A 23,435-nucleotide genomic window follows, 5' to 3' on the forward strand; every position below is an offset into this window, starting at 1 on the left:
TCAGCTAACTCCTAGTCTCTTGGTGGTGGCGGTGCCAGTACTTCCCGTGCGCCATTATGGCCCGCGGCACTGACCACACCCGATGCTTCCATGGCATCAACCAGGTTTGCCGCCCGGTTGTACCCGATCTTGAATTTACGCTGAACGGACGAGATCGATACCCTGCGTCCTTCGGTCACAAACGCAACGGCCTCGTCGTACAAGGCGTCGCCCTCCTCGCCGCCACCTTCGGTGAGCGTTGGCACCCCGGGCAGGTTCTCCCCTTCAGCGCCACTTAAGACATCGTCGACATACACCGGCTCACCCCGGGCCTTCCACGCGCTGACGACCCGGTGCACTTCGTCATCATCCACGAAAGCGCCGTGGACCCGTACCGGCAGCCCCGATCCGGGAGGCAGGTACAGCATGTCCCCGTGACCCAACAACTGTTCCGCGCCGCCCTGATCCAATACTGTCCGTGAGTCAATTTTGGAGGACACCTGGAACGACATGCGTGTCGGAATATTGGCCTTGATCAGGCCGGTAATCACATCCACCGACGGCCGCTGGGTTGCCAGTATCAGGTGAATACCCGCCGCCCTCGCCTTCTGGGCGATCCGGGCAATCAATTCTTCCACTTTCTTGCCGACGATCATCATCATGTCGGCGAATTCGTCGATCACCACCACAATAAATGGCAGGGTTTCCAGTTCGGGCCTGTCCTGCTCATCGTTGGCCAGGAACTCGTCCGGTTTCCACAGCGGGTCCAGAATCGGTTCCCCGGCCGCTGCAGCGTCCCGGATCTTGCGATTGTAGCCCGCAAGGTTGCGGACCCCGAGGCTGGCCATCAGACGATAGCGACGCTCCATTTCAGCCACACACCAGCGCAGCGCGTTGGCCGCCTCTTTCATATCCGTGACCACCGGCGCCAACAGGTGTGGAATACCGTCGTAAATGCTCAGTTCCAGCATCTTCGGGTCTACCATGATGAAGCGGACTTCATCCGGTGTGGCCTTCAGCAGCATGCTCAACAACATGGCGTTCACACCAACGGATTTACCAGACCCTGTCGTACCCGCCACCAGCAGGTGAGGCATTTTGGCCAGATTGGCGACCATCGGGTTACCGCCAATATCGTTCCCCAGCGCCAGCGTCAGTGCTGAGGAGGAGTCCGTGAATACCCGTGCACTCAGCACTTCACTCAGGCGGACCATTTCACGCTCTTCGTTAGGAATCTCGATCCCGACAACGGATTTACCGGGAATAACTTCCACAACCCGGACACTGAGCACCGCAAGGGACCGGGCCAGATCCTTGGCGAGGTTGGAAATCTTGCTGACCTTGACTCCCGGTGCCGGCTTGATTTCAAAACGGGTAATTACTGGCCCCGGATTGACTTCAACGACCTCCACCGAAACACCAAAGTCCGCCAGCTTTTCCTCCAGCATCCGGGACATGTGTTCCAGGGATTCTTCCGAATAGCCCTTTTCCTTATGCTCCTCCGGCGGGTCCAGCAACGAAATCGGCGGAATCGGGCTCTCTACGTCTTCCAGCAGGGATGGCTGACTCCCCTTGCTGTTTTTATCGTTCCTGGCGGATTCATCGCGCTTGAATGGCGAGATTTTCAGCGCCCGGGATACGGCTCCCTTGGGCTCACCAGGTTCTGCCTTGTCTTTTCTCCGGGTTCCGTTAACGGAGGGTGACTCCATCGGCTCCGTCATGTCGTCCCGTGAACTGAAACTTTCCAGTCGGGCGGGTTCCGGGTCCAGCGGAGACTCAACCCCATCAATCGCCGGTTCACGGCGGTCTGGCTGCCTTTTGTCAGCCCGGGGCTTACTGTTTTTCGGAGCAAAGCCGGGGATTCTGTGCCACCAGCGCGCTCCGGCGGCCCTGGTCGCACCGGCTCCGTCAATCCGGTCTTTCACCACCGGTGGTTCCGGTGGCTTCTTTGCTTCTGGTTCAGGTTTCCGCGCTTTCTCGGGTTTACCATCGGCACTGAACAGGTTCTTCAGCCAGGTCCCGAAACGGATAGTGTTCAGGCCCACCTGATCCATCAGCCAGAACCAGGACAGGCCAGTGGTCACAGTAAGGGCAAACAGGAATATCGCAATAAGCAGCAGAGTTGTCGCCGGCAGATTGAAGAACCGCACCATGGCCTCGGATACGGCACCCCCCAACACCCCGCCGGAGGACACCCCAAGGCCAAACACGGAATACAGCGACAACAGGCTGGTCGACGACAGCAGAATCAGCAGGAAGCCGCCAAAACGCATCATCAGCAACGGCCAATGCAGGTCCAGAGGATCATTGCGACGGCGAATCAACATCACCGCATAACCGGCAATCATCAACGGAAACAGAAAGGCCACATGGCCAAAGAAGTCCATCAGAAGACTGGCAATCCAGGCACCCGTGCGGCCAGCATGGTTTTGCACACTGGTCTCGTGACCGATGCTGGCCCAGCCCGGATCCGTCGGATTAAACGTAACCAATGCCATTGCCAGGTATATACACAGGGCAATCAGGGCAATAACGGCGCCCTCTCGGGTGCCCTGGGCAGCCAGGCGACGAAATCGCTGCTGTTTCTCTGTCAGTTCCCGTGATTTTTGCGCTTTTGCAGACTCTGCCATGAATACTCAGACGTTTCCGTTGCTGTTATTTTTCAAGGGCCCTGAAACCGCGCTCAAGATCGCTCTTCAGGTCCTCGACCGCTTCTATGCCTACCGACAACCGCACCAGATTTTCTGTTATGCCGGCCTGAGCCTTATCCTCCGGGGATAACCGCCCGTGGGTAGTGGTGGCCGGATGGGTGATCGTGGTTTTGACATCGCCCAGGTTGGCCGTAATGGAAATCATCCGGGTACCGTCGATAAACGCCCAGGCCTCTTCCCTGCCCCCTTTCAGGCGGAACGACAAAACGCCACCGAAACCTTTCTGTTGCTGTCTCGCCAGCTCATGCTGGGGATGGTTGCTCAGCCCCGCATAAAATACTTCGGCAACAGCCGGTTGCTGTTCCAGCCACAGCGCCAACTCTAACGCATTGTCGCAATGGGCTCGCATACGGATTGGTAAGGTTTCCAACCCCTTGAGGAACACCCAGGCATTGAACGGGCTCATGGTCGGACCTGCGGAACGCAGGAACCCGTAGACCTCTTCCATCAGCTTGTCAGACCCCACCACGACACCACCAACACAGCGGCCCTGGCCATCGAGGTATTTGGTGGCAGAATGGATAACAATATCAGCACCGTGTTCAAAGGGACGCTGCAGGACCGGGGTGCAGAAGCAGTTGTCCACCACAAACAGAGCGTCATTGTCGTGGGCAAGGTCCGCCAGTGCCTTCATATCCGCGATTTCGCATAGCGGATTGGATGGTGTTTCGATGAACAGCATCCGTGTTTCCGGGCGAACAGCGGCCTTCCATTGCGCCATATCCGTCAGGCTGACGAACGTTGTCTCGACGCCGAACCTGGCCATGTACTTCTGAAACAACACGTTGGTCGTACCAAACACACCGCGGGAGCAGATGACATGATCACCGGACTGCAGCAGCGCCATGCAGGTGCTGAGGATGGCAGCCATGCCGGACGACGTGGCGACGGCCCGCTCCCCGCCTTCCATGGCCGCTATGCGCCCCTCAAAGGCCTGTACCGTCGGGTTGGTGAACCGGGAATAGATGTTACCCGGTTCTTCCCCGCCAAAACGGGCCGCAGCCTGGGCCGCACTGCCATAGACAAAGCTCGATGTCGGAAAGATCGGATCGCTGTGTTCCAGTTGAGCGGTGCGGATCTGCCCGGCACGTACCGCCAGTGTGTCAACTGACATGCCTTCGAGATCCGATTCGGGAATCCAGACCTGTTCGTCGCGGCAAAATGTCATGATACGCTCCTGCTATTGGCGGTGTGGCGGTTAATCTTCATCGTTGTACAAGTCAAGGATGCCGTTATCGGCGGAGTCCCCTCCCCCCGCCTGGAAACGGTTCTCGTCGTTGCGCATGGCTTCCAGCTTGTTGAGGTAGGCCTCGTCGACATCCCCCGTGACATAGTTGCCGGTAAACACGGAACATTCCCAGCCCTCAATGTCCGGATTCACATCACTGACGCAGGTAATGAGATCACCCAGGTCCTGATACAGCAGCCAGTCAGCACCGATCAGATCGCGAATCTCATCTTCGGTCCGGTCATGGGCAATAAGCTCACTGGCGGACGGCATGTCGATTCCGTACACATTCGGGTATCGAACGGGAGGTGCAGCCGAGGCAAAGTACACGTTACGGGCACCGGCGTCCCTGGCCATCTGCACGATTTCCTTACAAGTGGTGCCGCGAACAATGGAATCATCCACCAGCATGACATTCTTGCCACGGAACTCCAGATCGATGGGGTTGAGCTTCTGGCGCACCGACTTCTTCCGCATTTTCTGGCCAGGCATGATGAACGTCCGGCCAATATAGCGGTTCTTGATGAAGCCTTCGCGGAACTTGACCCCGAGCAGGTGCGCCATCTGCATGGCGGACGTCCGGCTGGTATCCGGTATCGGCATCACCACGTCAATATCGTGATCGGGACGCTCCCTCAGGACTTTTTCCGCCAGGGTTTCACCCATCCTGAGACGCGCCTTGTACACCGACACCTTGTCGATAATCGAGTCCGGACGGGCAAAATAGACGTGCTCGAAAATGCAGGGGTAAAGGTGCGGCTTCTCCGAACACTGTTCGGTGTACAGGGTACCGTCTGTTTCAATGTAAACTGCTTCACCGGGTGCAATGTCCCTGACCAGGGTGAATCCGGCGGCACTCAGGGCGACGCTCTCGGAGGCGATCATGTATTCCTTGCCGTCATCGGTTTCACGAACACCATAACAGGCCGGGCGGATGCCATTGGGGTCACGGAAGCCCACGATACCGTATCCGGTTATCATGGCGATCACTGCATAGGCACCACGACACCGCTTGTGAACTGCGCGGACAGCCGAAAAGATTTCATCCTTGGTGGGGTCAAGCTTGCCCAGTTTCTGGAGTTCGTGGGCAAAAACGTTCAGCAGCACCTCGGAATCCGAATTGGTATTGATATGGCGCAAATCGGAACGGAACAGATCCTTGCTGAGATCGTCGGCGTTGGTGAGATTACCGTTGTGCGCCAGGGTGATGCCGTACGGGCTGTTCACATAGAAAGGCTGGGCTTCAGCCGAACTCGAGCTGCCGGCCGTCGGGTACCGTACATGCCCGATACCAACATTGCCGACGAGGCGGCGCATATGTCTGGTATGGAAGACATCCCGAACCAGCCCGTTGTCCTTGCGAAGGTAAAACCGATCATCCTGAAACGTAACAATGCCCGCCGCATCCTGGCCCCGGTGCTGTAAAACGGTCAGCGCATCATAAAGCGACTGATTCACGTTGGAAGTACTGACTATGCCGACAATGCCACACATGGATACGGTAATCTCCGAAGCGTTATTACTGAATGTTAGCGGGACGCGGAAACAGGTTCCACGCCTTCTTTCTGCTGAGGTTTATCGGGACTGGCAGCGCCCTCGTCCGCCGGCCCCAGGAATCGGGCAAATTCATCCCCGAGAGTACGTCTGGACCAATCTTCCACGACGGCCAGCCGATCAATCATGATGGACGTTCGCCACCAGGTGTCCTGAGCCAGTGGGGTATAGCGGGTGAATGCTATCCCCACAATCACCACCACCACCCCACGAAGCAGACCGAAGCCCATGCCCAGCACACGGTCAGTGGCGGACAGCCCGGTCGCACGGACCAGATGGCCAATCATGTTGTTGATAATGGCGCCGATGATCAGTGTGCCAAAAAACAGTATTGCAAATGCCGCGACAAGCCGAACCAGTGGGGTTTCGACAGTGCTTTCCAGCAAAGATTGCATCTGGGGGTGAAACGTCCGCGCGATAATAAACGCGCCGACCCAGGTGACAAGCGACAGGGCTTCTTTAACAAAGCCCCGCTTGAGGCTGATTAGAGTGGATACGGAGATTAGGGCTATGATGACCCAGTCAATCCAGATCAGCGCTTCCATGAAAAACCCGGTGGTTATATTGAAGCGCGAATTCTAACAGGAAACGCCCCCGCACCAAACTGCCGGTTTTCCATTATGCCTTCGGCAAGCGACCTTACTTGCCTCCGCTGGTGACCAGACTGTTCAAACCGAATTCGCGATCCAGTGCCCGTTTGGCCCGCTCAGCCTCTGCCTTTTCGGCAAACGGGCCGCTGAAGACCCGCGTCAGGGTCGTATCACCGCGCTGGATTTCCTGGAGATGGGAATTGTAGCCCTGGTCACGGACCTTGTTGCGGAGGTTGCGAGCGTTATCTGCACTGCCAAAGCTGCCAAGCTGAACAACCCAGGCACCCTCGAGTGAGCCGGCATACTCGGCGGAATCTGCCTGCTGGTCGCTTTGCTGATTTTCCGGTTCGGGCGTGGGCGCAGGCTCCTGCGCCGCCGATTCCTGCGCTACGGGCTCCGCAGGTTCAGTCTGGGGGGCCGGCTCTGGCTGTGCTTCCGATACCGGTTCCGCCGGCTCATCAACGCGCTGCACCTGGCGCTGGGCATCCGGTTCAGGCTCACCTGATTCCTCCAGGCGATAAGCCGGAGCGTCCGCTGCCGGGGGCTCGGGCGCATCGACTTCCGGGAACGGCGGCTCTTCCGGGATATTAATCGAACGGGAGGTGCGTTCGGAATGGGGCTCATCAAAGAGCATAGGCACAAAAATAACCGCGAGAGAAACCAGTACCAATGCTCCGATTATTCTTTGCTTCAGTCCGTCCACGTCTTGATGTCCCCTGTTTTTTTCTCACTGGCGGCGATGGAAGTTGGCAATCAGGCCTGATACTAACCGCCTGCCAGGGAGAACTCAAAGCCTCCCCTCGGGGATGACCAAACTTTAAGGCAGAATCCTGGCCATCCTGTTACTCCACCTCCCGGAATCGACGAATCTCCGCGACAGTGAAGAAGGATCCAAAGGCGATAATCAGGTCATCCGGGTTTGCACTCTCCAGTGCCGCCTGGAGCGCGCCGGATACAGTGGTGCACTCAATGATATCCAGCCCGGAACCGGCTGATGCAACCCGCTCTCCAAGCGCCTCAACTGGCAGACCACGAGGACAGTCCAGCCCGCCCAGATACCATTGATCAACGACCGGCGACATGGCCTGAACAACTCCCTCAACATCCTTATCCGAAAGTGCGCCATAGACGGCGAGTAAACGCGCCGCCGGCGACTTCATGGATTCCAGGCGAGCCGCCAGCCAGCGGGCAGCATGGGGATTATGACCAACATCTGCGTAAACGGCGGGATGGCTGGCCAGCTTCTCGAAGCGCCCTGGAGCCCGGACCCGAGCAATCACCCCGGCTACAGAATCAAGCGGCCGATCCGGTTCGAGCTCCCGAAAGGCAGCCACCGCAGCAGCAACACTGTTTACCGGCAACGGCACCGTGGGAAGCGATAGTGCGAGATCGCTACCCCTGAAACGAAGAACGACTTCGCTGCCAGTGTTGTCCACATAATAGGTTTCATCCAGGCGCTGCAGCGCCACACGCTGGGCCGCAACCTGCTGCAGGACCGACCGGGGTGGATCGATATCTGCATAGATTGCCGGTATCCCGGGTCTAAGGATGCCCGCTTTCTCGAAGCCTATAGTCTCCCGGTCATTGCCGAGGAATGCGACATGATCAATATCCACAGACGTGATGATCGCCAGGTCAGGGTCAAGTACGTTAACGGCATCCAACCGACCACCGAGCCCGACTTCCAGAATCCAGTCCTCGACCCCGGCCCGGGCCAGAAGCACAAACGCCGCCAGGGTGCCGGATTCGAAGTACGTCAGTGTGACGCTTTTACGGGCAGCCTCCACCTCAGCGAAGGCCGCAATCAATTCCTCATCCCCAATGTCTTTGCCATTTACCCGCACCCGCTCGTTATAACGCTGGAGATGCGGCGAGGTATAGGCTCCGGTCGTCCGGCCTGCGGCCAGCAACAAGGCCTCCAGGCAGGCCACTGCGCTGCCTTTTCCGTTAGTGCCGGCAACGGTAATGATGCGTGCCTTCGGTTTGCGCGGGAAAAGCCGGCGCAGCACCATCAGCACACGATCGAGGCCGAGATCAATTTCCGCGGGGTGAATCGCTTCGAGGTAGGAAAGCCACTGATCCAGCGTGGCTCCGGCACCCGGGGATTCCGGGCGCCTGGAGAGGTGGTCAGCTTTCGGAGGCATCGGTTTCCGGTCTTTCAGTCACTTCAAACTCTATCGGAGCTTCCGTTGCCGGCTTATCCTGGCCGGTGAATTTCGCCAACACATGGGTGATACGCTCGCGCATCTGGTGGCGATGGAGAATCATGTCGATGGCACCATGCTCCAACAGGAACTCGCTGCGCTGGAAACCTTCCGGCAGTTTCTCACGAACAGTTTGCTCAATGACTCGCGGGCCGGCAAACCCGATCAGGGCGTTAGGCTCCGCAATATTAAGGTCACCCAGCATGGCCAGGCTTGCGGACACCCCACCGAACACTGGGTCGGTCATCACCGAAATATAGGGAATGCCTTCCTGCTTCATGCGTTCCAGCACCGCCGCTGTTTTCGACATCTGCATCAGGGAAAGGATGGCTTCCTGCATGCGTGCCCCACCACTGGCGGAGAAACAGACCAGGGGAATACGTTCTTCAAGACAGACATTCGCCGCCTGCACGAACTTCTCACCCACAACCTGCCCCATGGAGCCACCAAGGAAGTTGAACTCAAAAGCACAGGCTACAAGAGGCAGGCCAAGGGTGCTGCCCTTCATGGCGACCAGCGCATCTTTCTCGCCCGTCGCCTTCTGAGCATGGGCAAGACGATCCTTGTAGCGCTTGCTGTCCTTGAACTTGAGACGGTCCCAGGGTTCCAGCTCCGCTGCAATCTCTTCCCGGCCGTCCGCATCCAGGAATATATCCAGTCTGCGACGGGCATTCACCCTCAGGTGATGATTACACTTGGGGCAGACATCCAGATTCTTCTCAAGCTCAGGTTTGTAGAGGAAAGCGCCACATTTGGGACACTTCTTCCACAACCCTTCAGGTACGCCTGTGCGCTGCTTGGATTCCGAGCGAATTTTGCTCGGCATGATTTTGTCCAGCCAGTTACTCATGTTCTCATCCTGTCCTGTGATGCCTGCCCGCCCGGTTTCCTCAAAATCAGGAAGCCAGACCGTCCAGTGCTTCTCGCATCGGGTGGAGCAGATCCGTCAACGCCCGTTTCAACTGATCGGAATCTGCCTGGTTTCGGGCTATTGTATCGACCAATACGCTGCCAACAATTACACCATCGGATACCCGACCAATTGCCGCTGCGGTTTCAGCATCACGAATACCAAAACCAACGCCGACTGGCAGTGCGGTGATGTCGTGGATATGAGCGACCCTGGAAGCCACTTCGTCCACGTCTATCTTGCCAGCACCGGTAATCCCCTTGAATGAAACATAGTACACATACCCGGAGGAGTGCTCGCTGATTGAACGAATACGTTCATCCGTGGTGGTCGGAGCCAACAGAAAAATGGCATCCAGGTTGCGGGCGGTAAACAACGGCGCAACGTCATCCGCCTCTTCCGGTGGAAGGTCCACCGTCAGGATGCCGTCTACCCCGGCGTCAGCTGCTGCATCCGCGAAGGCCTCGTACCCCATGGCCTCCATGGGATTCAGGTAGCCCATCAGCACCACCGGAGTGGTGTCATCAGTTTCCCTGAACTGCTTGATCATAGCGATCACCTGGCGTAGCGAAGTACCGTGCTTCAGGGCCCGCTCGCAGGCCATTTGAATCACCGGACCGTCGGCCATGGGGTCAGAGAACGGCACACCCAGCTCGATAATATCCGCGCCGGCCTCCACCAGGGTATGCATCAGACCCACGGTTTGATCCGGGTGCGGATCGCCCGCTGTGATGTAAGGGATCAGCGCCTTGCGTCCCTGCCCTTTCAGGGACTTGAGCACCCCTTCAATTCGACTCATGCCTGCTCCTGTCTCTTGTACACTGAGTGTTTACCAATGATCAGACTTCAATACCATCCAATTGGGCAATGGTATGTATGTCCTTGTCGCCACGGCCAGAGACGTTAATCACGAGTACCTGATCCTTGTCCATGGTGGCCGCGAGTTTCACGCCGTAGGCCACGGCATGGGCAGATTCCAGTGCTGGCATAATGCCCTCAACCCGGGTCAGCTTACGGAACCCGTCAAGAGCTTCGTCATCAGTCACTGACACATACCGGGCGCGCCCGATGTCCTTCAACCAGCTGTGTTCGGGTCCAACGCCCGGGTAATCAAGGCCCGCACTTACAGAATGAGTACTGGCGATCTGGCCGTTGTCGTCTTCCATCAGATAGGTCCGGTTACCATGGAGCACACCCGGACGGCCCGCGCACAGTGGCGCCGCATGCTGGCCGGATTCGATACCCAGGCCACCGGCCTCTACCCCGTACATCTGCACGTTCTCATCCGTGAGGAACGGATAGAACATACCAATGGCGTTAGAGCCACCACCCACACACGCCACCAGAGCATCAGGCAGCTTACCGGCCTGATCAAGGGACTGCCGGCGGGTTTCCCGGCCAATCACCGACTGAAAATCCCTGACAAGCAACGGATAAGGGTGCGGGCCCGCGACCGTACCGATGATGTAGAAGGTTTCATCCACGTTGGACACCCAGTCACGCATGGCATCGTTCATGGCATCTTTCAGTGTCTTGGTGCCGCTTTCCACCGAATGGACCTCGGCACCCAGAAGCTTCATCCGATACACGTTCAGAGACTGGCGTTTGACGTCTTCCGAGCCCATGAATACATGGCACTCAAGCCCCAGGCGCGCGCAAACCGTGGCTGTCGCAACCCCGTGCTGACCGGCGCCGGTTTCGGCAATGACACGCTTCTTGCCCAGGAAACTGGCCAACAGAGCCTGGCCAATGGTGTTGTTAACTTTGTGGGCACCGGTGTGGTTCAGGTCTTCCCGCTTGAGCCAGATCTGGGCACCACCGGTCTCGCGGGTCAGGCGCTCTGCAAAATACAGGGGGCTGGGACGGCCCACGTAGTTTGCCAGATCCTCATCAAAGGTTTTCTGAAACTCAGGATCCTTTTTCAGCCGCAGGTACTCTTTCTCCAGCGTCATCAGGGAATCCATCAGGGTTTCCGACACAAACCGTCCGCCGTAGGCACCGAAGTGACCCCGTGCATCCGGAAGTGCGCTCAGCATTTCTTCAGTCAGTTTCATCGACACGGTGAACCTCGTTTATAAAGTCGGAAATTTTTGCGCTGTCTTTCACGCCCTTGCTGCTCTCCACACCCCCGCTGACATCCACAGCCCAGGGCCGTACCTGCTCTACGGCGCTGGCAACATTATCAGATGCCAGCCCGCCGGCCAATATCAAGGGCAGCGGGCGACTGGCCGGAATCAGTGACCAGTTGAAGCTCTTGCCAGTACCGCCATAACGCTCGGGGTCCCAGGCGTCAACCAACAATCCACTGGCACTCTGATAGCGCTCATACGCGGCCTCGATATCTCCCGGCTGACGAACGCGAACCGCCTTGATCCAACGCTTGCCAAAACTGGCACAAAACTCCGGGGACTCGTCACCATGGAACTGGAGAAGGTCGAGGGGCACGGTGTTCAGAACCTGCTCAACCCACTCCCGCTCCGGGTTCACAAACAACCCCACCGCCCCGACAAAGGCCGGCACAAACGACACCAGATCCTTCGCCAGGGCCGGACTTACAGACCGGGGGCTGGGCTCATAAAATACAAGACCCAGGGCATCCGCGCCCGCCCGGGCAGCAGCGCGAACGTCTTCGGGACGGGTTATGCCACAGATTTTGACTCGGGTTCTCATAGGCCTTGGTTCAATTGGTTCGATGAGTCCACGTGGGTTGCCGTGGCCGGTTATCCCCGGATTCAAACCAGGGACGGAGAAAGCCGGGGCCACACAGTGCTGACGGTATCCCGAACCGCTCGGGGTACCCCACATCCACCAGGTAAAGCCCGAACGCAGGAGCGGTTACCCCGGCTACCGTCCGGTCTCTGGCATCCAGTATCTCACGAATCCAGTCGACAGGTCGCTCCCCGATTCCAACTGCCATCAACGCCCCGGCCATGTTTCTGACCATATGGTGCAGAAACGCGTTGGCCTGAACATCTATTACGACAAACTCGCCTTTTCGGCTTACCTGGATGTGCTCCATGAAGCGATTAGGAGTGCGGGACTGACATCCAGCCGCGCGAAACGAAGAAAAGTCGTGCTCACCCCGCAGGAACTGCGCCGCCTGGTTCATCCTGTCAGCATCCAGCGGCCGGAAGGTCCAACTGACCTGGCCCCGCTGAATACCGGGCCTGACCGGATGGTTATAAATCACATAGCGATACCGGCGATAGGTGGCGGAAAACCGGGCGTGAAAATCACCAACGCCGTTTCCCGCCCAATGCACGGCAATATCGTAAGGTAACGCCGTGTTTATGCCCATTACCCACGACCGCAGGTTGCGTACCGACCTGGTGTCAAAATGCGCGATCTGGTAGCTGGCATGGACACCGGCATCGGTTCGCCCGGCGCAAACCAGGTCCACCTCATGATCGGCGACTTTCGCCACTGCCCTCGCCAATTCAGCCTCGACTGACCGCACACCGGATTTTTGCATCTGCCAGCCGTGGAAGGAGCGGCCGTCGTACTCAAAGGCCAGAACGACACGGCCATCGCCAATGGCATTTTCAGTGGTAAGTGCTTGCGGGTTCAGGAACAAGTGACAATCCGACTAACCGGTCTAACAAAACAAAACGCCGACTTTAGCCGGGACACTGTCCCGGGAGCCGGCGTTCTGCGTTCGATAACCCTGATTATAACGAATCAGGACAGATTTTTAAGGAGATCCTGCGCCTCGGCCTTCTGATCATCATCGCCTTCCAGTGCCACTTCTTCGAGGATATCGCGGGCACCGTCCACATCTCCCATCTCGATATAGGCCCTGGCCAGATCAAGCTTGGTGGCTGCTTCATCGGTACCGGCAAGGAAATCAAAATCGTCATCGTCACCGAGATCGGACTCATCAATGTCGTCAACGGCTGATTTCCGGGCGCCTGAATCCAGAGAATCAGAGGCTACAGGTGGCTCCAGGTCAGTTTCGGATGAAGGTTCCTCCGGGGCGACTTTGTCAGCTTCGCCAAGGTCCGGCAACTCCTCTTCCTGACCTTCGAAGGCCTCAAGGCTTTCTTCAGCGGAGGCCTGCTCCTCCGGCGTCTCACCTTCCTTATCCATCAGCGAATCCTCCAGGTCAAGCTCCTCATCAAGCTCCGGGGTGGTCTCCTGGGGTTCCTCGGTATCCCCGGAATCCGCAAACTCTTCCATCAACGCCAGATCCTCATCGGAGACGTCCAGCTCCAGATCGTCCAGGGCTGATTCCTCACCGGTCAGGGACTCATCATCCTCGGACTCGCCAGCAACCTTATCAAGCTCTGCGTCCAGCTCATCCAGGAACGACTCGTCAAGGTCTCCAAGCCCCTCGCCTTCCTGGTCTGTCGTCTCTTTGCTCTCCTCAAAGGAGGGCAACTCCTCCTGCTCTGAAGAGTCATCCGCGGTGAGATCGGCATCAAGACTTTCAAAATCCTCCAGAGATAACTCGTCGGACAAATCGTCGGAAGCGTCGGCGGACTCCTCAAGGTCAAAATCGAACGTCTCTTCCGACTCGCTACTCCCAGTCTCGGGAACTGCATCCTCGGCAGAATCTTCCAGACCAGACAGGTCGTATTCGATCATGCTATTGTCGGATTCAGCCTCGGCTTTTTTTTCTTCGTCCGACGACTCGGTTAATTCGAGGTCGGAGAAATCAACGTCCAGATCCTCAAACTCGTCCGCGGCTTGTTCCGGCTGACCGGATTCCGCCTGATCGCTGCGAGTTTCATCGGTCAACTCCGCATCGTCGTCCGCTGCCAGGGACTCTTCCACGCTTGCGTCCTCTTCCCGCCCAAAGGAGTCAGAGCGCAACTGGGATTCCAGATCATCGATGCTGGGCATCGCTTCCGCTTCTTCCAGCTTTTCACGCAGTGCAACGGCTTCCCTGGTAGCGCTGTCATCCTCAAGCGCCTCAACTTCCCGGAACTGCTTATCAAAGGAGTCCCGATCCTGAGCGTCAGCATACACGCCCAGCAACATCAGCCTCAGATCGGTCCGGCTGGGTTCACGGGAAATGGCCGTTTCCAGTGTCTGGACAGCCTTATCTGTCTGGCCGTAGGCAAGGTAGGATTCTGCCTCCGTCATCGGGTCATCTGCGGATGCCCCGGCGGCATCTTCGTCTTCAAGGCTCAGATCAATCGAGTCAGCCTCCCCCTCTTCGCCGTTCAGCTGATCATAAAATGCTTTCTCGCGATTGGCGTTGCGACGGGCTAAAAGAAGCAGTAACAACAACAGCAGGATCAGACCGCCCCCGAGGGCAATTTGATACATCGTGTTATTGGTAATCGCATCAATGATATTCGCGGGAAAACCTTTGGCTGATTCTTGCGCCGGCGCAGCCGGTTGCCCGGCAGTTTCCTCGCCAGCATCTGGCTGAGAGCCCGATGGCTGCGTTTCGGTCTGCGGCGCTCCACCATCCACTGCAGGTGATGTTTCCTCGCCGGCCATATCAGCTTCCTCGCTGGCGACCAAGTCCTCATCAGCAGTAGTCTCGCCATCGTCGGCGATAGCCATATCAGCAGCGGAATCGGCGGTTTCCTCTCCGGGCTCAGCCCCATCAGCATCGGTTGCGTCCCCGGCACTGGCGATCTCTTCAGCACTCTCACCAGTACCGGCTGTGGTACCTGGCTCACCACCTGCGACTTCCGGACCGCCCTCGCCCGGCTGCTCCGCGTCGTCCTGAGCGGAAGGCTGCTCAGCGGCTGCCATGGACTCGTCCTCCATGGCGTCATCTCCCGCCTCCTGCTCTGCAACCGGGGCGTCATCCTCGCCCCCCATCTGTTGCATGTCAGCGAGCTGACTGTTCTTCAATTCGAGCAACCGCTGCAGGGTTTCCACCTGATCCTGCAGGTCTTCAACGCGGCTGTTCAGCTCCTGATTCTCCCGACGGGCGCTTTCAAGTTCCTCCATGGCCACAGCGGACCCGGCATCAACACCACCGGCCGTCTGACCATCACCACCAGCGGAACCACCTTCCTCGCTATCGCGGCTGCCGGAGTCATCGGCTGCAATCAGGCGGAGTTCATCACCGCCAGCACTTTCAGGACCTGACACTTCTGCGTCAGGAGCACGCGGCTCGGTCGCATCAACGGTTCGGGTGGGACTGGAAAATTCGTTGTTCTGGACCGCGACCTGGCGATTGGCCTCGGCACGACTGCGACTCTGGATCTGATCCCGATCCGGAATTCTGAGGACTTCACCACGCTTGAGACGGTTAATGTTGTCGCCAATAAAAGCATCGGGATTGAGATCCTGAATGGCGAGCATGACCTGCTGCATGGATACGCCGTCATCCGGACGGACACGTTCTGCGATTTTCCAGAGCGTATCGGACGAGTTGGTAGGCCCGAGGGTACGAGGGCTGCCCGCAGTTCGCTGGGTTACACGGCCGGCGGCTCCCTGTTCGGTACTTGGCGCTGTCCGGGGACTGGTTGTGTCGGGCGTCGATGTCTGGCTAGTGGACGGGGCAGCAACCTGCTCCTGAATTCCCGACTCTTCAGCGTACACAGGTGGATCTACCAGCACCGAGTACTCGCGCATCAGGCGACCGCTTGGCCAGGTCACTTCCAGCAGGAAATTAAGATACGGCTCCCGGAGAGGCTCCCTGGAGGACACATTAACGATCAGGCTGCCGTCGCTGCCGGTCGTGACCTCAAACTGAAGTTTGGTAAGGAAATGGTTCCGATCAATACCCACTCTCTGGTAATCGTTTTCAGAGGCGATATTGACGAACACATCGTCAGGATCAACTCCCTGGCTTTTACGCAGATTGATATCCGCGTCCAGAGGCTCATTGAGATAGGACTGCAGTTCAATTTCACCCAGCCCCAGGGCCTGTGCGACACCGGAACCGAGCCCTCCCGCCAGAGCCAGGGCAACCGCAAGCTTGCGTACCTTCATGCTTTTTCCTTACCAGTCTCCGTTATTCGTTACTGCTTTCTCAAACAGAATCGGATGAGGTTGGATGACTTCCGTCTGGTTTTCTATAGTTGTTGTGTAATTTTTTTAATTTTCAGTGGGCCAAGTATTGTTGATAAAGCCCGTTTTATCAATCAATCAGCATCAGTCGTTGTACCATTTTTTTATAAAAGGTACGGAACTTACTGTTACCGAACGATGATCGGCTTTGCCGGTACGGAAAAGAGTAGCCTAACCCAAGTATTAACACCTACAAATCCGCTCTTGAAAAATAACAGGGGCGGAGACTGATTTCAGCCTCCGCCCCTGACCGGTTCTCTGAAACCGGACACAGTTGGCATTTAATACCAACTGTTACACAGCCTTCAGCGCTCCTGGAGGATCCGGAGCATCCTGCGCAGCGGTTCGGCGGCGCCCCACAGCAGCTGATCGCCCACGGTAAACGCGGAAATATATTCCGGCCCCATGGTCAGCTTGCGGATACGACCGATCGGCACGCTCAGGGTGCCTGTCACCTTCGCCGGAGTCAGTTCCTCAATGGTCGCGTCGCGGTCATTGGGAATGACTTTCACCCAGTCGTTGGCCTTCGCCAGGATGGACTCAATCTCGGAAACCGGCAGGTCTTTCTTCAGCTTGATAGTCAGCGCCTGGCTGTGAGAACGCATGGCGCCAATCCGGACACAGATACCATCGATGGGAATCGGGTTGTCTGAACGACCCAGAATCTTGTTGGTCTCGACGCCCGCTTTCCACTCTTCCTTGCTCATGCCATTATCGAGCTGCTTGTCGATAAACGGAATCAGGCTACCGGCCAGGGGCACTTGGAAGTGCTCGGTCGGGAAGCCGTCGGAGCGCATGGTTTCAGTCACCTTGCGGTCAATGTCCAGAATCGCGGATGACGGATCTTCCAGTTCGCTCTTGACGCTGTTGTTCAGCTCACCCATCTGGTTGAGCAGCTCCCGCATGTTCTGCGCACCGGAACCGGAAGCCGCCTGATAGGTCATCGGCGATACCCACTCGATCAGGTCCTGCTCCAGCAAACCGCCCAGGGCCAGCATCATCAGGCTCACGGTGCAGTTACCGCCGATGTAGTCCTTGACGCCCTTGTCCAGAGCTTCGTCAATAACGTTGCGATTGACCGGATCCAGAACAATCACGGAATGATCAACCATCCGCAATGTGGATGCCGCATCGATCCAGTAGCCTTCCCAACCTGCGTCACGCAGTTTCTGGTAGACCTCGCCGGTGTAATCGCCGCCCTGACAGGTGACGATGACATCCATGGTTTTAAGGATATCGATATCAAACGCGTCCTGCAGGGGAGGAACGCCTTCCTTACCCACGTCCGGTGCCGGCTTTCCGGCCTGGGATGTGGTAAAGAATACCGGTTCGATATCCGCGAAATCGTTTTCTTCACGCATGCGTTGCATGAGGACAGAACCCACCATGCCACGCCAGCCAATAAGTCCAACTCGCTTCATGTGCGACCTTTGAACCTCGTTTTATGCCCGCCCGCTACCTTTATCGCTGGCAGGGACAGGATGGATGATCCCGCGGCAACTGCATCCCGTTACCGTCGGGTCTCAAATGCTGTGACCCGGGGTGCGACTTACAGAGCCGCCAGAACCGCCTCACCCATTTCCCGGGTGGACACTTTTTTCGCCCCTTCGGACATAATGTCCGCGGTGCGAAGCCCCTGGTCCAGTACCTTGCTGACCGCCGCCTCAATGTTATCTGCGGCTTTTTCCTCGCCCAGGCTGTATCGCAGCATCATCGCAGCACTGAGGATTGTGGCCAGCGGATTCGCCACGCCCTGACCGGCAATATCCGGCGCCGAACCGTGACAAGGCTCGTACATGCCCTGCTTTTCGGAGTTCAGCGACGCCGATGGCAACATGCCAATCGAGCCGGTGAGCATAGCCGCTTCGTCCGAAAGAATATCACCAAACATGTTGCCAGTCACAATCACATCGAATTGTTTGGGGGCACGAACCAGCTGCATGGCCGCGTTATCAACGTACATGTGAGACAGCTCAACGTCCGGATACTCCCGCCGCAGGTCATTCATTATTTCCCGCCACAGGACCGTCACTTCCAGTACGTTGGCCTTGTCCACGGAGCACAGCTTTTTGCCACGCTGCTGGGCTGCTTCAAAGGCTACCCGACCGATACGACGGATTTCCGATTCGGTGTAGGCGTATGTGTTGTAACCCTGGCGCTCACCACTTTCCAGCTCACGCACGCCCCTTGGCTGGCCGAAATAGATACCGCCCGTCAACTCCCGAACAATCATGATATCCAGACCTGAGACCACTTCCGGCTTCAGCGAAGACGCCGATGCAAGTTGCGGGTAGAGAATGGCCGGACGAAGGTTGGCAAACAACTCGAGATTGGAGCGCAACCCCAGCAGCCCCTTCTCCGGACGCTTGGCCATTGGCAGGCTGTCCCACTTCGGGCCACCCACGGCGCCAAGCACAATCGCATCTGCCTTGCGGGCTTTATCCAGAGTGTCATCGGGCAGCGGACTGTCTGTTTCATCGATGGCCGCACCACCGACCAGCCCGGACTCAAAGGTCAGACCCAGTTCAAATTTTTCATTGATCTTGTGAAGCACTTTCTCGGCTTCCGCAACGATTTCCGGGCCGATGCCATCACCTGGCAGCATTAATACAGTTCTGGACATGTTTTTTCCTTGTAAACATTGCTGGTTTGTCGGATTACGCCTTCGGCTAATCCGACCTACTGTTGGGTTCTTGAAGGTCGGATTAGCGAAAGCGTAATCCGACGCTGAGCCCCTCAATTACCGGCATTAAACAACCAGGGAGCGGTTTTCCGGCGGCTCTCTTCATAGGACCTGATCAATTCCGCATCTTCCAGCGTGACACCGATGTCGTCCAACCCGTTAAGCAGACAGTGCCGACGGAAATCGTCCACCTCGAAACTGAAGGACTCCCCGGACGGCGTCGTCACGGTTTTCGCCTCAAGGTCCACCGCCAGTTGATAACCTTCCTGCGCCTCGGCTTCCTGGAAAAGTTGATCAACCACTTGTTCTTCCAAAACAATAGGCAACAGACCATTCTTAAAGCAGTTGTTGTAGAAAATATCGGCAAAGCTGGGCGCGATAATCACCCGAAAACCATAATCATCCAGTGCCCAGGGGGCGTGTTCCCGGCTGGAACCGCAACCGAAGTTGGCACGGGCCAGAAGCACGCTGGCGTTTTTGTACCGGTCCTGGTTCAGCACGAAGTCCGGATTGATCGGCCGCTGGGAACAGTCCTGGTCCGGCTTGCCTTCATCCAGATAGCGCAGTTCGTCGAACAGGTTCGGCCCGAACCCCGTGCGCTTGATGGATTTCAGAAACTGCTTGGGAATAATCATGTCCGTATCCACATTGGAACGGTCCATGGGGGCGACAATGCCCTGGTGTTGCGTAAATGCGCGCATGGTTCTCTCCTGTGGATCAGTGCATCAATTCGCGGACATCAATGAAGTGGCCGGTGACAGCCGCCGCCGCGGCCATGGCCGGGCTGACCAGGTGGGTCCGACCACCAAAGCCCTGACGGCCTTCAAAGTTCCGGTTTGAGGTGGATGCACAATGCTCGCCCTGCCCCAGTTTGTCGGCGTTCATAGCCAGACACATGGAACAGCCCGGATCGCGCCACTCCAGACCAGCCTCGATGAAGATCTTGTCCAGACCTTCCTGTTCTGCCTGAGCTTTCACCAGTCCGGATCCGGGCACCACCATTGCCTGCTTGAGCGTCGGGGACACCTTGCGCCCCTTCACTACCGCTGCCGCTTCACGGAGATCCTCGATGCGGCTATTGGTGCAGGAGCCAATAAACACACGATCCAGCTTGATATCGGTAATGGGCATGTTCGGCTGAAGCCCCATATACTTGAGCGCACGGACAATGCCTTCACGCTTGATGGGATCCGCTTCTTTCTCGGGGTCGGGTACATTGCCATCCACACCGGCCACCATTTCCGGCGAGGTGCCCCAACTGACCTGCGGCTTGATAGCGGAACCATCAAGCTCCACAATTTTGTCAAACTCTGCGTCATGGTCACTATGCAAGGTACGCCAGTAGTCAACGGCGGCTTCCCACTGCTCGCCTTTGGGCGAGAACGGGCGGTCCTTTACGTAATTGATGGTGGTATCATCCACGCCCACCATGCCAACACGAGCACCGGCCTCGATGGCCATGTTGCAGATGGTCATGCGGGCTTCCATGCTCAGCCCCTGAATGGCTTCTCCGCCGAACTCGATAGCGTACCCGGTACCACCTGCGGTACCAATTTTTCCAATAATGGCCAGTACGACATCTTTACCGGTAACGCCGGGCCCAAGCTTGCCGTTCACCCTGACCAGCATGTTTTTCATCTTTTGCTGGACCAGGCACTGGGTGGCCAACACATGCTCCACTTCCGAGGTGCCAATACCGTGGGCGAGACAGCCGAAGGCCCCATGGGTGGAGGTGTGGGAGTCACCACAGACAATGGACATACCCGGCAGAGTGGCACCCTGCTCCGGACCAATAACGTGGACAATTCCCTGGCGCTGGTCCTTGATTTTGAATTCGAGGATGCCGAACTCATCGCAGTTCTTGTCGAGGGTTTCGACCTGTATGCGGGACACCGGGTCCACTATGCCTTCAACGCCCCGGTCACGGTCGGTTGTTGGCACGTTGTGATCCGGTGTAGCAATGTTGGCATCAATCCGCCACGGCTTACGGCCGGCCAGGCGCAGACCTTCAAAGGCCTGGGGCGACGTCACTTCGTGAAGCAACTGCCGGTCGATATAAATCAATGCGGAGCCGTCGTCCCGCTGTTTGACGAGATGGTCGTCCCACAATTTGTCGTATAAGGTCTTGCCCGCCATGGTTCTCTCTCATTCTCTGGGGGTTTCTGGTTATAACTCTCTATGGGGCTATCTTACCGCTCCGCACTGGATAACCTCAATTCATGTTTTTTATTCTTTGCATTCCTTCTTGGCATATCCTATTTTTGCGTAAACGCGGGGCGGGCGGCACTCTCCAAAACACACTACGAGCCCCCGCAAGCGGGTCCAGCCAGCAATCTTAGATTGCTGTCGTTCAGCTGCGCATGAAGCTTCGCTTCATAAACGCTTGTTTCACCCATGTGCGTTCGTTTCGGGCCGTCCCTGGCCCTCAACGGTTTTGGAGAGTGCCACCCGCCCCGCTTATCCGGCTCCGAGTGCCACCGATTCAGGCGATACAAGGGTTCCCAAATGGACTCCAATTCTTTAAGGGCATTTATAACAATCGTTGATCAGGGCTCATTTTCTGAAGCCGCTGAAATCCTCCATCTGACTCAGCCTGCTATTTCCAAACGCTTGGCGGCTCTCGAAAACCAGCTCGGCACTTCACTGATTGATCGCAGTCACCGTCAGATTCGGCTCACCGACGCCGGTGCGAGGTTGCTCCCCCATGCCCGCAAGATTCTCGATGAGATTCATAATGCCCGGGTGGCGCTGTCGCCGGATTCCGGACAGGTAGAAGGCGAACTGCAGATCATCGCCAGCCACCATATCGGGCTCCATCACCTGCCAAACTGGCTGCGCCGGTTTACCCGTGAATATCCAGATGTGTCATGGAAGCTGCAGTTCATGGAATCGGATGCGGCCTACGAGCAGATGCGCAAACGCAATGCGGAGCTGGCCTTTGTCACACTTAGTGACAGTATGGAAGGAAATTTCATGGTATACGAACAATGGCCCGATCCCATGGCGTTTGTGGTCGGGCCTGAACACCCACTGGCGGGGCTTGAATCTCCCGGGTTGCAGGATCTCGCGGCGCATCCGGCATTGCTGCCTGACACCACGACGGCAACCTATCGGGTCGTCAGCCGCCTGTTCCTGGAGGCCAATTTGCCCCTGCATCCACAGATGCCAACCAATTATCTTGAAACCATCAAGATGATGACCAGTGTCGGGCTTGGCTGGAGCGTTCTGCCAGTGAGCATGATGGATAACAGCGTCCATCGCCTGGACATCGGGTTTCCGGTCACGCGGGTACTCGGTGCCGTCGGTCTTTCCGGTCGTCAGCTCAGCAATGCCGCCAAGGCTCTGCTTGAGGTGGTCAAAGCCGAGGAAGACATCTGAACCATTTTTACGTCGATAACAACATTCCGGTTTGCAACTGCAACTATCCTGGATTTCGGGGAGTTTTCATGGGATTTGATGATTATCTGAAAATTTTGGCCAAGAATGATGGCTCTGACCTTTACCTGAGTACCGGCGCACCGCCCTGCGCCAAGTTTCATGGCACGCTGAAGCCAATCGACCGAACACCCCTTGCCCCGGGGGCGATCAAGGACATTGCCTACCAGATCATGGATGATGAGCAGGTGTCGGAGTTTGAACAGGAACTCGAGATGAACCTGGCCTACAGCATCCGCAATGTCGGGCGCTTCCGGGTTAATATCTTCCGTCAACGCAATGAAATCTCCATCGTTGCCCGGAACATTGTCACCGAAATCCCCAATGCCGATGATCTGGGGCTGCCGCCCGTACTGAAAGATGTAATGATGGCAAAGCGAGGCCTGGTGCTGTTTGTCGGCGCTACCGGCTCCGGTAAATCGACCTCTCTGGCGGCCCTGATCGATTACCGGAACTCCAATTCCTCGGGCCACATCATCACCATTGAAGACCCCGTTGAGTACATCCATCGTCACAAGAAATGCATTGTGAACCAGCGGGAAGTCGGCGTGGACACCCGGAGCTTTCACAAGGCGCTGAAAAACACCCTGCGCCAGGCTCCCGATGTCATTCTGATTGGTGAGATCCGTGACCGGGAAACCATGGAGCATGCCCTCGCCTTCGCCGAAACCGGTCACCTGTGTATTTCCACCCTCCATGCCAACAACGCCAACCAGGCCCTGGACCGGATCATCAATTTCTTCCCGGAGGAACGGCGCCCCCAACTGCTGATGGATCTGGCCATGAACCTGAAGGCCTTTGTATCCCAGCGGCTGGTACCCACGGTCGACAAGAAGCGCTGTGCCGCTATCGAAATCCTGCTGGGTACGCCGACCATTTCCGAACTTATCCTTCGCGGAGAGTTGGATAGCATCAAGGAAATCATGGAAAAGTCGGCCAACATAGGCATGCAGACCTTCGATCTGGCCCTGTTCAACCTGTGGAAAGAAGGCAAGGTTTCCGAGGAGGAAGCACTGAAGAACGCGGATTCCGCCAACAACCTTCGCCTGAAGATCAAGCTTCACGGCCAGGATGGCGAATCCGGCAAGTCGGCCGGACCGACCGGAAGCGGGCTCTCACTGCAGATCGAGGAAGACGAAGAAGACGAGCCGGAATAACCCGGC

At 57.2% G+C, this 23,435-nt stretch carries 18 protein-coding genes; 2 read left to right on the forward strand and 16 right to left on the reverse strand.

Features of this window, described 5'->3' with window-relative positions; genetic code table 11:
• Positions 1 to 11: 11 nt before the first annotated feature.
• The 16 genes from EHN06_RS11035 to leuC all read right to left on the reverse strand — a co-directional run bounded on the left by EHN06_RS11035 (position 12) and on the right by leuC (position 20,973).
• Positions 12 to 2,609 (reverse strand): DNA translocase FtsK, encoded by a 2,598-nt coding sequence (locus tag EHN06_RS11035; RefSeq protein ID WP_127332628.1) that lies wholly within the window; start codon positions 2,607 to 2,609, stop codon positions 12 to 14.
• Positions 2,610 to 2,634: 25 nt separating this feature from the next.
• On the reverse strand, positions 2,635 to 3,858 hold the full coding sequence (locus EHN06_RS11040; RefSeq protein ID WP_127332629.1) for an O-succinylhomoserine sulfhydrylase: 1,224 nt from the start codon (positions 3,856 to 3,858) through the stop codon (positions 2,635 to 2,637).
• Between the two features lie 30 nt (positions 3,859 to 3,888).
• Positions 3,889 to 5,412: an amidophosphoribosyltransferase gene (gene purF, locus EHN06_RS11045; RefSeq protein WP_127332630.1), complete on the reverse strand. Its 1,524-nt coding sequence runs from the start codon at positions 5,410 to 5,412 to the stop codon at positions 3,889 to 3,891.
• Positions 5,413 to 5,447: 35 nt separating this feature from the next.
• Positions 5,448 to 6,017, reverse strand: coding sequence for a CvpA family protein (locus tag EHN06_RS11050; protein ID WP_127332631.1), 570 nt, complete (start codon positions 6,015 to 6,017; stop codon positions 5,448 to 5,450).
• 94 nt (positions 6,018 to 6,111) lie between these two features.
• Positions 6,112 to 6,765 carry an SPOR domain-containing protein gene (locus EHN06_RS11055; protein WP_127332632.1) on the reverse strand — a complete coding sequence of 218 codons (654 nt, stop codon included), beginning with the start codon at positions 6,763 to 6,765 and terminating at the stop codon, positions 6,112 to 6,114.
• A 139-nt stretch (positions 6,766 to 6,904) separates the two neighbouring features.
• The gene (gene folC, locus EHN06_RS11060; protein WP_127332633.1) at positions 6,905 to 8,206 is read right to left on the reverse strand and encodes a bifunctional tetrahydrofolate synthase/dihydrofolate synthase; all 1,302 of its coding nucleotides are present in this window, start codon (positions 8,204 to 8,206) and stop codon (positions 6,905 to 6,907) included.
• Positions 8,190 to 9,116 carry an acetyl-CoA carboxylase, carboxyltransferase subunit beta gene (gene accD, locus EHN06_RS11065; RefSeq protein ID WP_127332634.1) on the reverse strand — a complete coding sequence of 309 codons (927 nt, stop codon included), beginning with the start codon at positions 9,114 to 9,116 and terminating at the stop codon, positions 8,190 to 8,192. The genes folC and accD overlap by 17 nt, the downstream gene beginning before the upstream one ends.
• Positions 9,117 to 9,162: 46 nt before the next feature.
• Complete coding sequence (gene trpA / locus EHN06_RS11070) at positions 9,163 to 9,975, reverse strand: tryptophan synthase subunit alpha (protein WP_127332635.1); 813 nt, start codon at positions 9,973 to 9,975, stop codon at positions 9,163 to 9,165.
• 40 nt (positions 9,976 to 10,015) lie between these two features.
• On the reverse strand, positions 10,016 to 11,230 hold the full coding sequence (trpB, locus tag EHN06_RS11075; RefSeq protein ID WP_228257277.1) for a tryptophan synthase subunit beta: 1,215 nt from the start codon (positions 11,228 to 11,230) through the stop codon (positions 10,016 to 10,018).
• Positions 11,217 to 11,846, reverse strand: a complete 630-nt coding sequence (locus tag EHN06_RS11080) for a phosphoribosylanthranilate isomerase (RefSeq protein WP_127332637.1) — start codon at positions 11,844 to 11,846, stop codon at positions 11,217 to 11,219. The genes trpB and EHN06_RS11080 overlap by 14 nt, the downstream gene beginning before the upstream one ends.
• Before the next feature lie 10 nt (positions 11,847 to 11,856).
• Positions 11,857 to 12,750: a tRNA pseudouridine(38-40) synthase TruA gene (gene truA / locus EHN06_RS11085; protein ID WP_127332638.1), complete on the reverse strand. Its 894-nt coding sequence runs from the start codon at positions 12,748 to 12,750 to the stop codon at positions 11,857 to 11,859.
• A gap of 104 nt (positions 12,751 to 12,854) precedes the next feature.
• Positions 12,855 to 16,076 (reverse strand): FimV/HubP family polar landmark protein, encoded by a 3,222-nt coding sequence (locus EHN06_RS11090; RefSeq protein ID WP_127332639.1) that lies wholly within the window; start codon positions 16,074 to 16,076, stop codon positions 12,855 to 12,857.
• A 383-nt stretch (positions 16,077 to 16,459) separates the two neighbouring features.
• Positions 16,460 to 17,575 carry an aspartate-semialdehyde dehydrogenase gene (asd, locus tag EHN06_RS11095; RefSeq protein WP_127332640.1) on the reverse strand — a complete coding sequence of 372 codons (1,116 nt, stop codon included), beginning with the start codon at positions 17,573 to 17,575 and terminating at the stop codon, positions 16,460 to 16,462.
• 128 nt (positions 17,576 to 17,703) lie between these two features.
• Positions 17,704 to 18,777 (reverse strand): 3-isopropylmalate dehydrogenase, encoded by a 1,074-nt coding sequence (gene leuB / locus EHN06_RS11100; protein WP_127332641.1) that lies wholly within the window; start codon positions 18,775 to 18,777, stop codon positions 17,704 to 17,706.
• 113 nt (positions 18,778 to 18,890) lie between these two features.
• A complete protein-coding gene (gene leuD / locus EHN06_RS11105) occupies positions 18,891 to 19,538 on the reverse strand; it encodes a 3-isopropylmalate dehydratase small subunit (protein WP_127332642.1) in 648 nt (215 codons plus the stop codon).
• 16 nt (positions 19,539 to 19,554) lie between these two features.
• Positions 19,555 to 20,973, reverse strand: coding sequence for a 3-isopropylmalate dehydratase large subunit (leuC, locus tag EHN06_RS11110; protein ID WP_127332643.1), 1,419 nt, complete (start codon positions 20,971 to 20,973; stop codon positions 19,555 to 19,557).
• Positions 20,974 to 21,342: 369 nt separating this feature from the next.
• On the opposite strand from leuC, the gene EHN06_RS11115 reads away from it, so the two are divergent.
• Positions 21,343 to 22,215 (forward strand): LysR family transcriptional regulator, encoded by an 873-nt coding sequence (locus EHN06_RS11115; RefSeq protein WP_127332644.1) that lies wholly within the window; start codon positions 21,343 to 21,345, stop codon positions 22,213 to 22,215.
• Positions 22,216 to 22,283: 68 nt separating this feature from the next.
• Positions 22,284 to 23,429 (forward strand): PilT/PilU family type 4a pilus ATPase, encoded by a 1,146-nt coding sequence (locus tag EHN06_RS11120; RefSeq protein WP_127332645.1) that lies wholly within the window; start codon positions 22,284 to 22,286, stop codon positions 23,427 to 23,429.
• Positions 23,430 to 23,435 lie beyond the last annotated feature (6 nt).

Origin of the sequence: Marinobacter sp. NP-4(2019) (assembly GCF_003994855.1) — a bacterium.
Classification (GTDB): Bacteria; Pseudomonadota; Gammaproteobacteria; order Pseudomonadales; family Oleiphilaceae; genus Marinobacter.

Coding starts and splice junctions, on each gene's coding strand:
- leuD (WP_127332642.1), bottom strand. CDS start 19,538: ATGCGCGCATTTACGCAACACCAGGGCATTGTCGCCCCCATGGACCGT.
- accD (WP_127332634.1), bottom strand. CDS start 9,116: ATGAGTAACTGGCTGGACAAAATCATGCCGAGCAAAATTCGCTCGGAA.
- EHN06_RS11090 (WP_127332639.1), bottom strand. CDS start 16,076: ATGAAGGTACGCAAGCTTGCGGTTGCCCTGGCTCTGGCGGGAGGGCTC.
- leuB (WP_127332641.1), bottom strand. CDS start 18,777: ATGTCCAGAACTGTATTAATGCTGCCAGGTGATGGCATCGGCCCGGAA.
- EHN06_RS11080 (WP_127332637.1), bottom strand. CDS start 11,846: ATGAGAACCCGAGTCAAAATCTGTGGCATAACCCGTCCCGAAGACGTT.
- EHN06_RS11050 (WP_127332631.1), bottom strand. CDS start 6,017: ATGGAAGCGCTGATCTGGATTGACTGGGTCATCATAGCCCTAATCTCC.
- trpA (WP_127332635.1), bottom strand. CDS start 9,975: ATGAGTCGAATTGAAGGGGTGCTCAAGTCCCTGAAAGGGCAGGGACGC.
- leuC (WP_127332643.1), bottom strand. CDS start 20,973: ATGGCGGGCAAGACCTTATACGACAAATTGTGGGACGACCATCTCGTC.
- asd (WP_127332640.1), bottom strand. CDS start 17,575: ATGAAGCGAGTTGGACTTATTGGCTGGCGTGGCATGGTGGGTTCTGTC.
- EHN06_RS11115 (WP_127332644.1), top strand. CDS start 21,343: ATGGACTCCAATTCTTTAAGGGCATTTATAACAATCGTTGATCAGGGC.
- folC (WP_127332633.1), bottom strand. CDS start 8,206: ATGCCTCCGAAAGCTGACCACCTCTCCAGGCGCCCGGAATCCCCGGGT.
- purF (WP_127332630.1), bottom strand. CDS start 5,412: ATGTGTGGCATTGTCGGCATAGTCAGTACTTCCAACGTGAATCAGTCG.
- EHN06_RS11120 (WP_127332645.1), top strand. CDS start 22,284: ATGGGATTTGATGATTATCTGAAAATTTTGGCCAAGAATGATGGCTCT.
- trpB (WP_228257277.1), bottom strand. CDS start 11,230: ATGAAACTGACTGAAGAAATGCTGAGCGCACTTCCGGATGCACGGGGT.
- EHN06_RS11035 (WP_127332628.1), bottom strand. CDS start 2,609: ATGGCAGAGTCTGCAAAAGCGCAAAAATCACGGGAACTGACAGAGAAA.
- EHN06_RS11040 (WP_127332629.1), bottom strand. CDS start 3,858: ATGACATTTTGCCGCGACGAACAGGTCTGGATTCCCGAATCGGATCTC.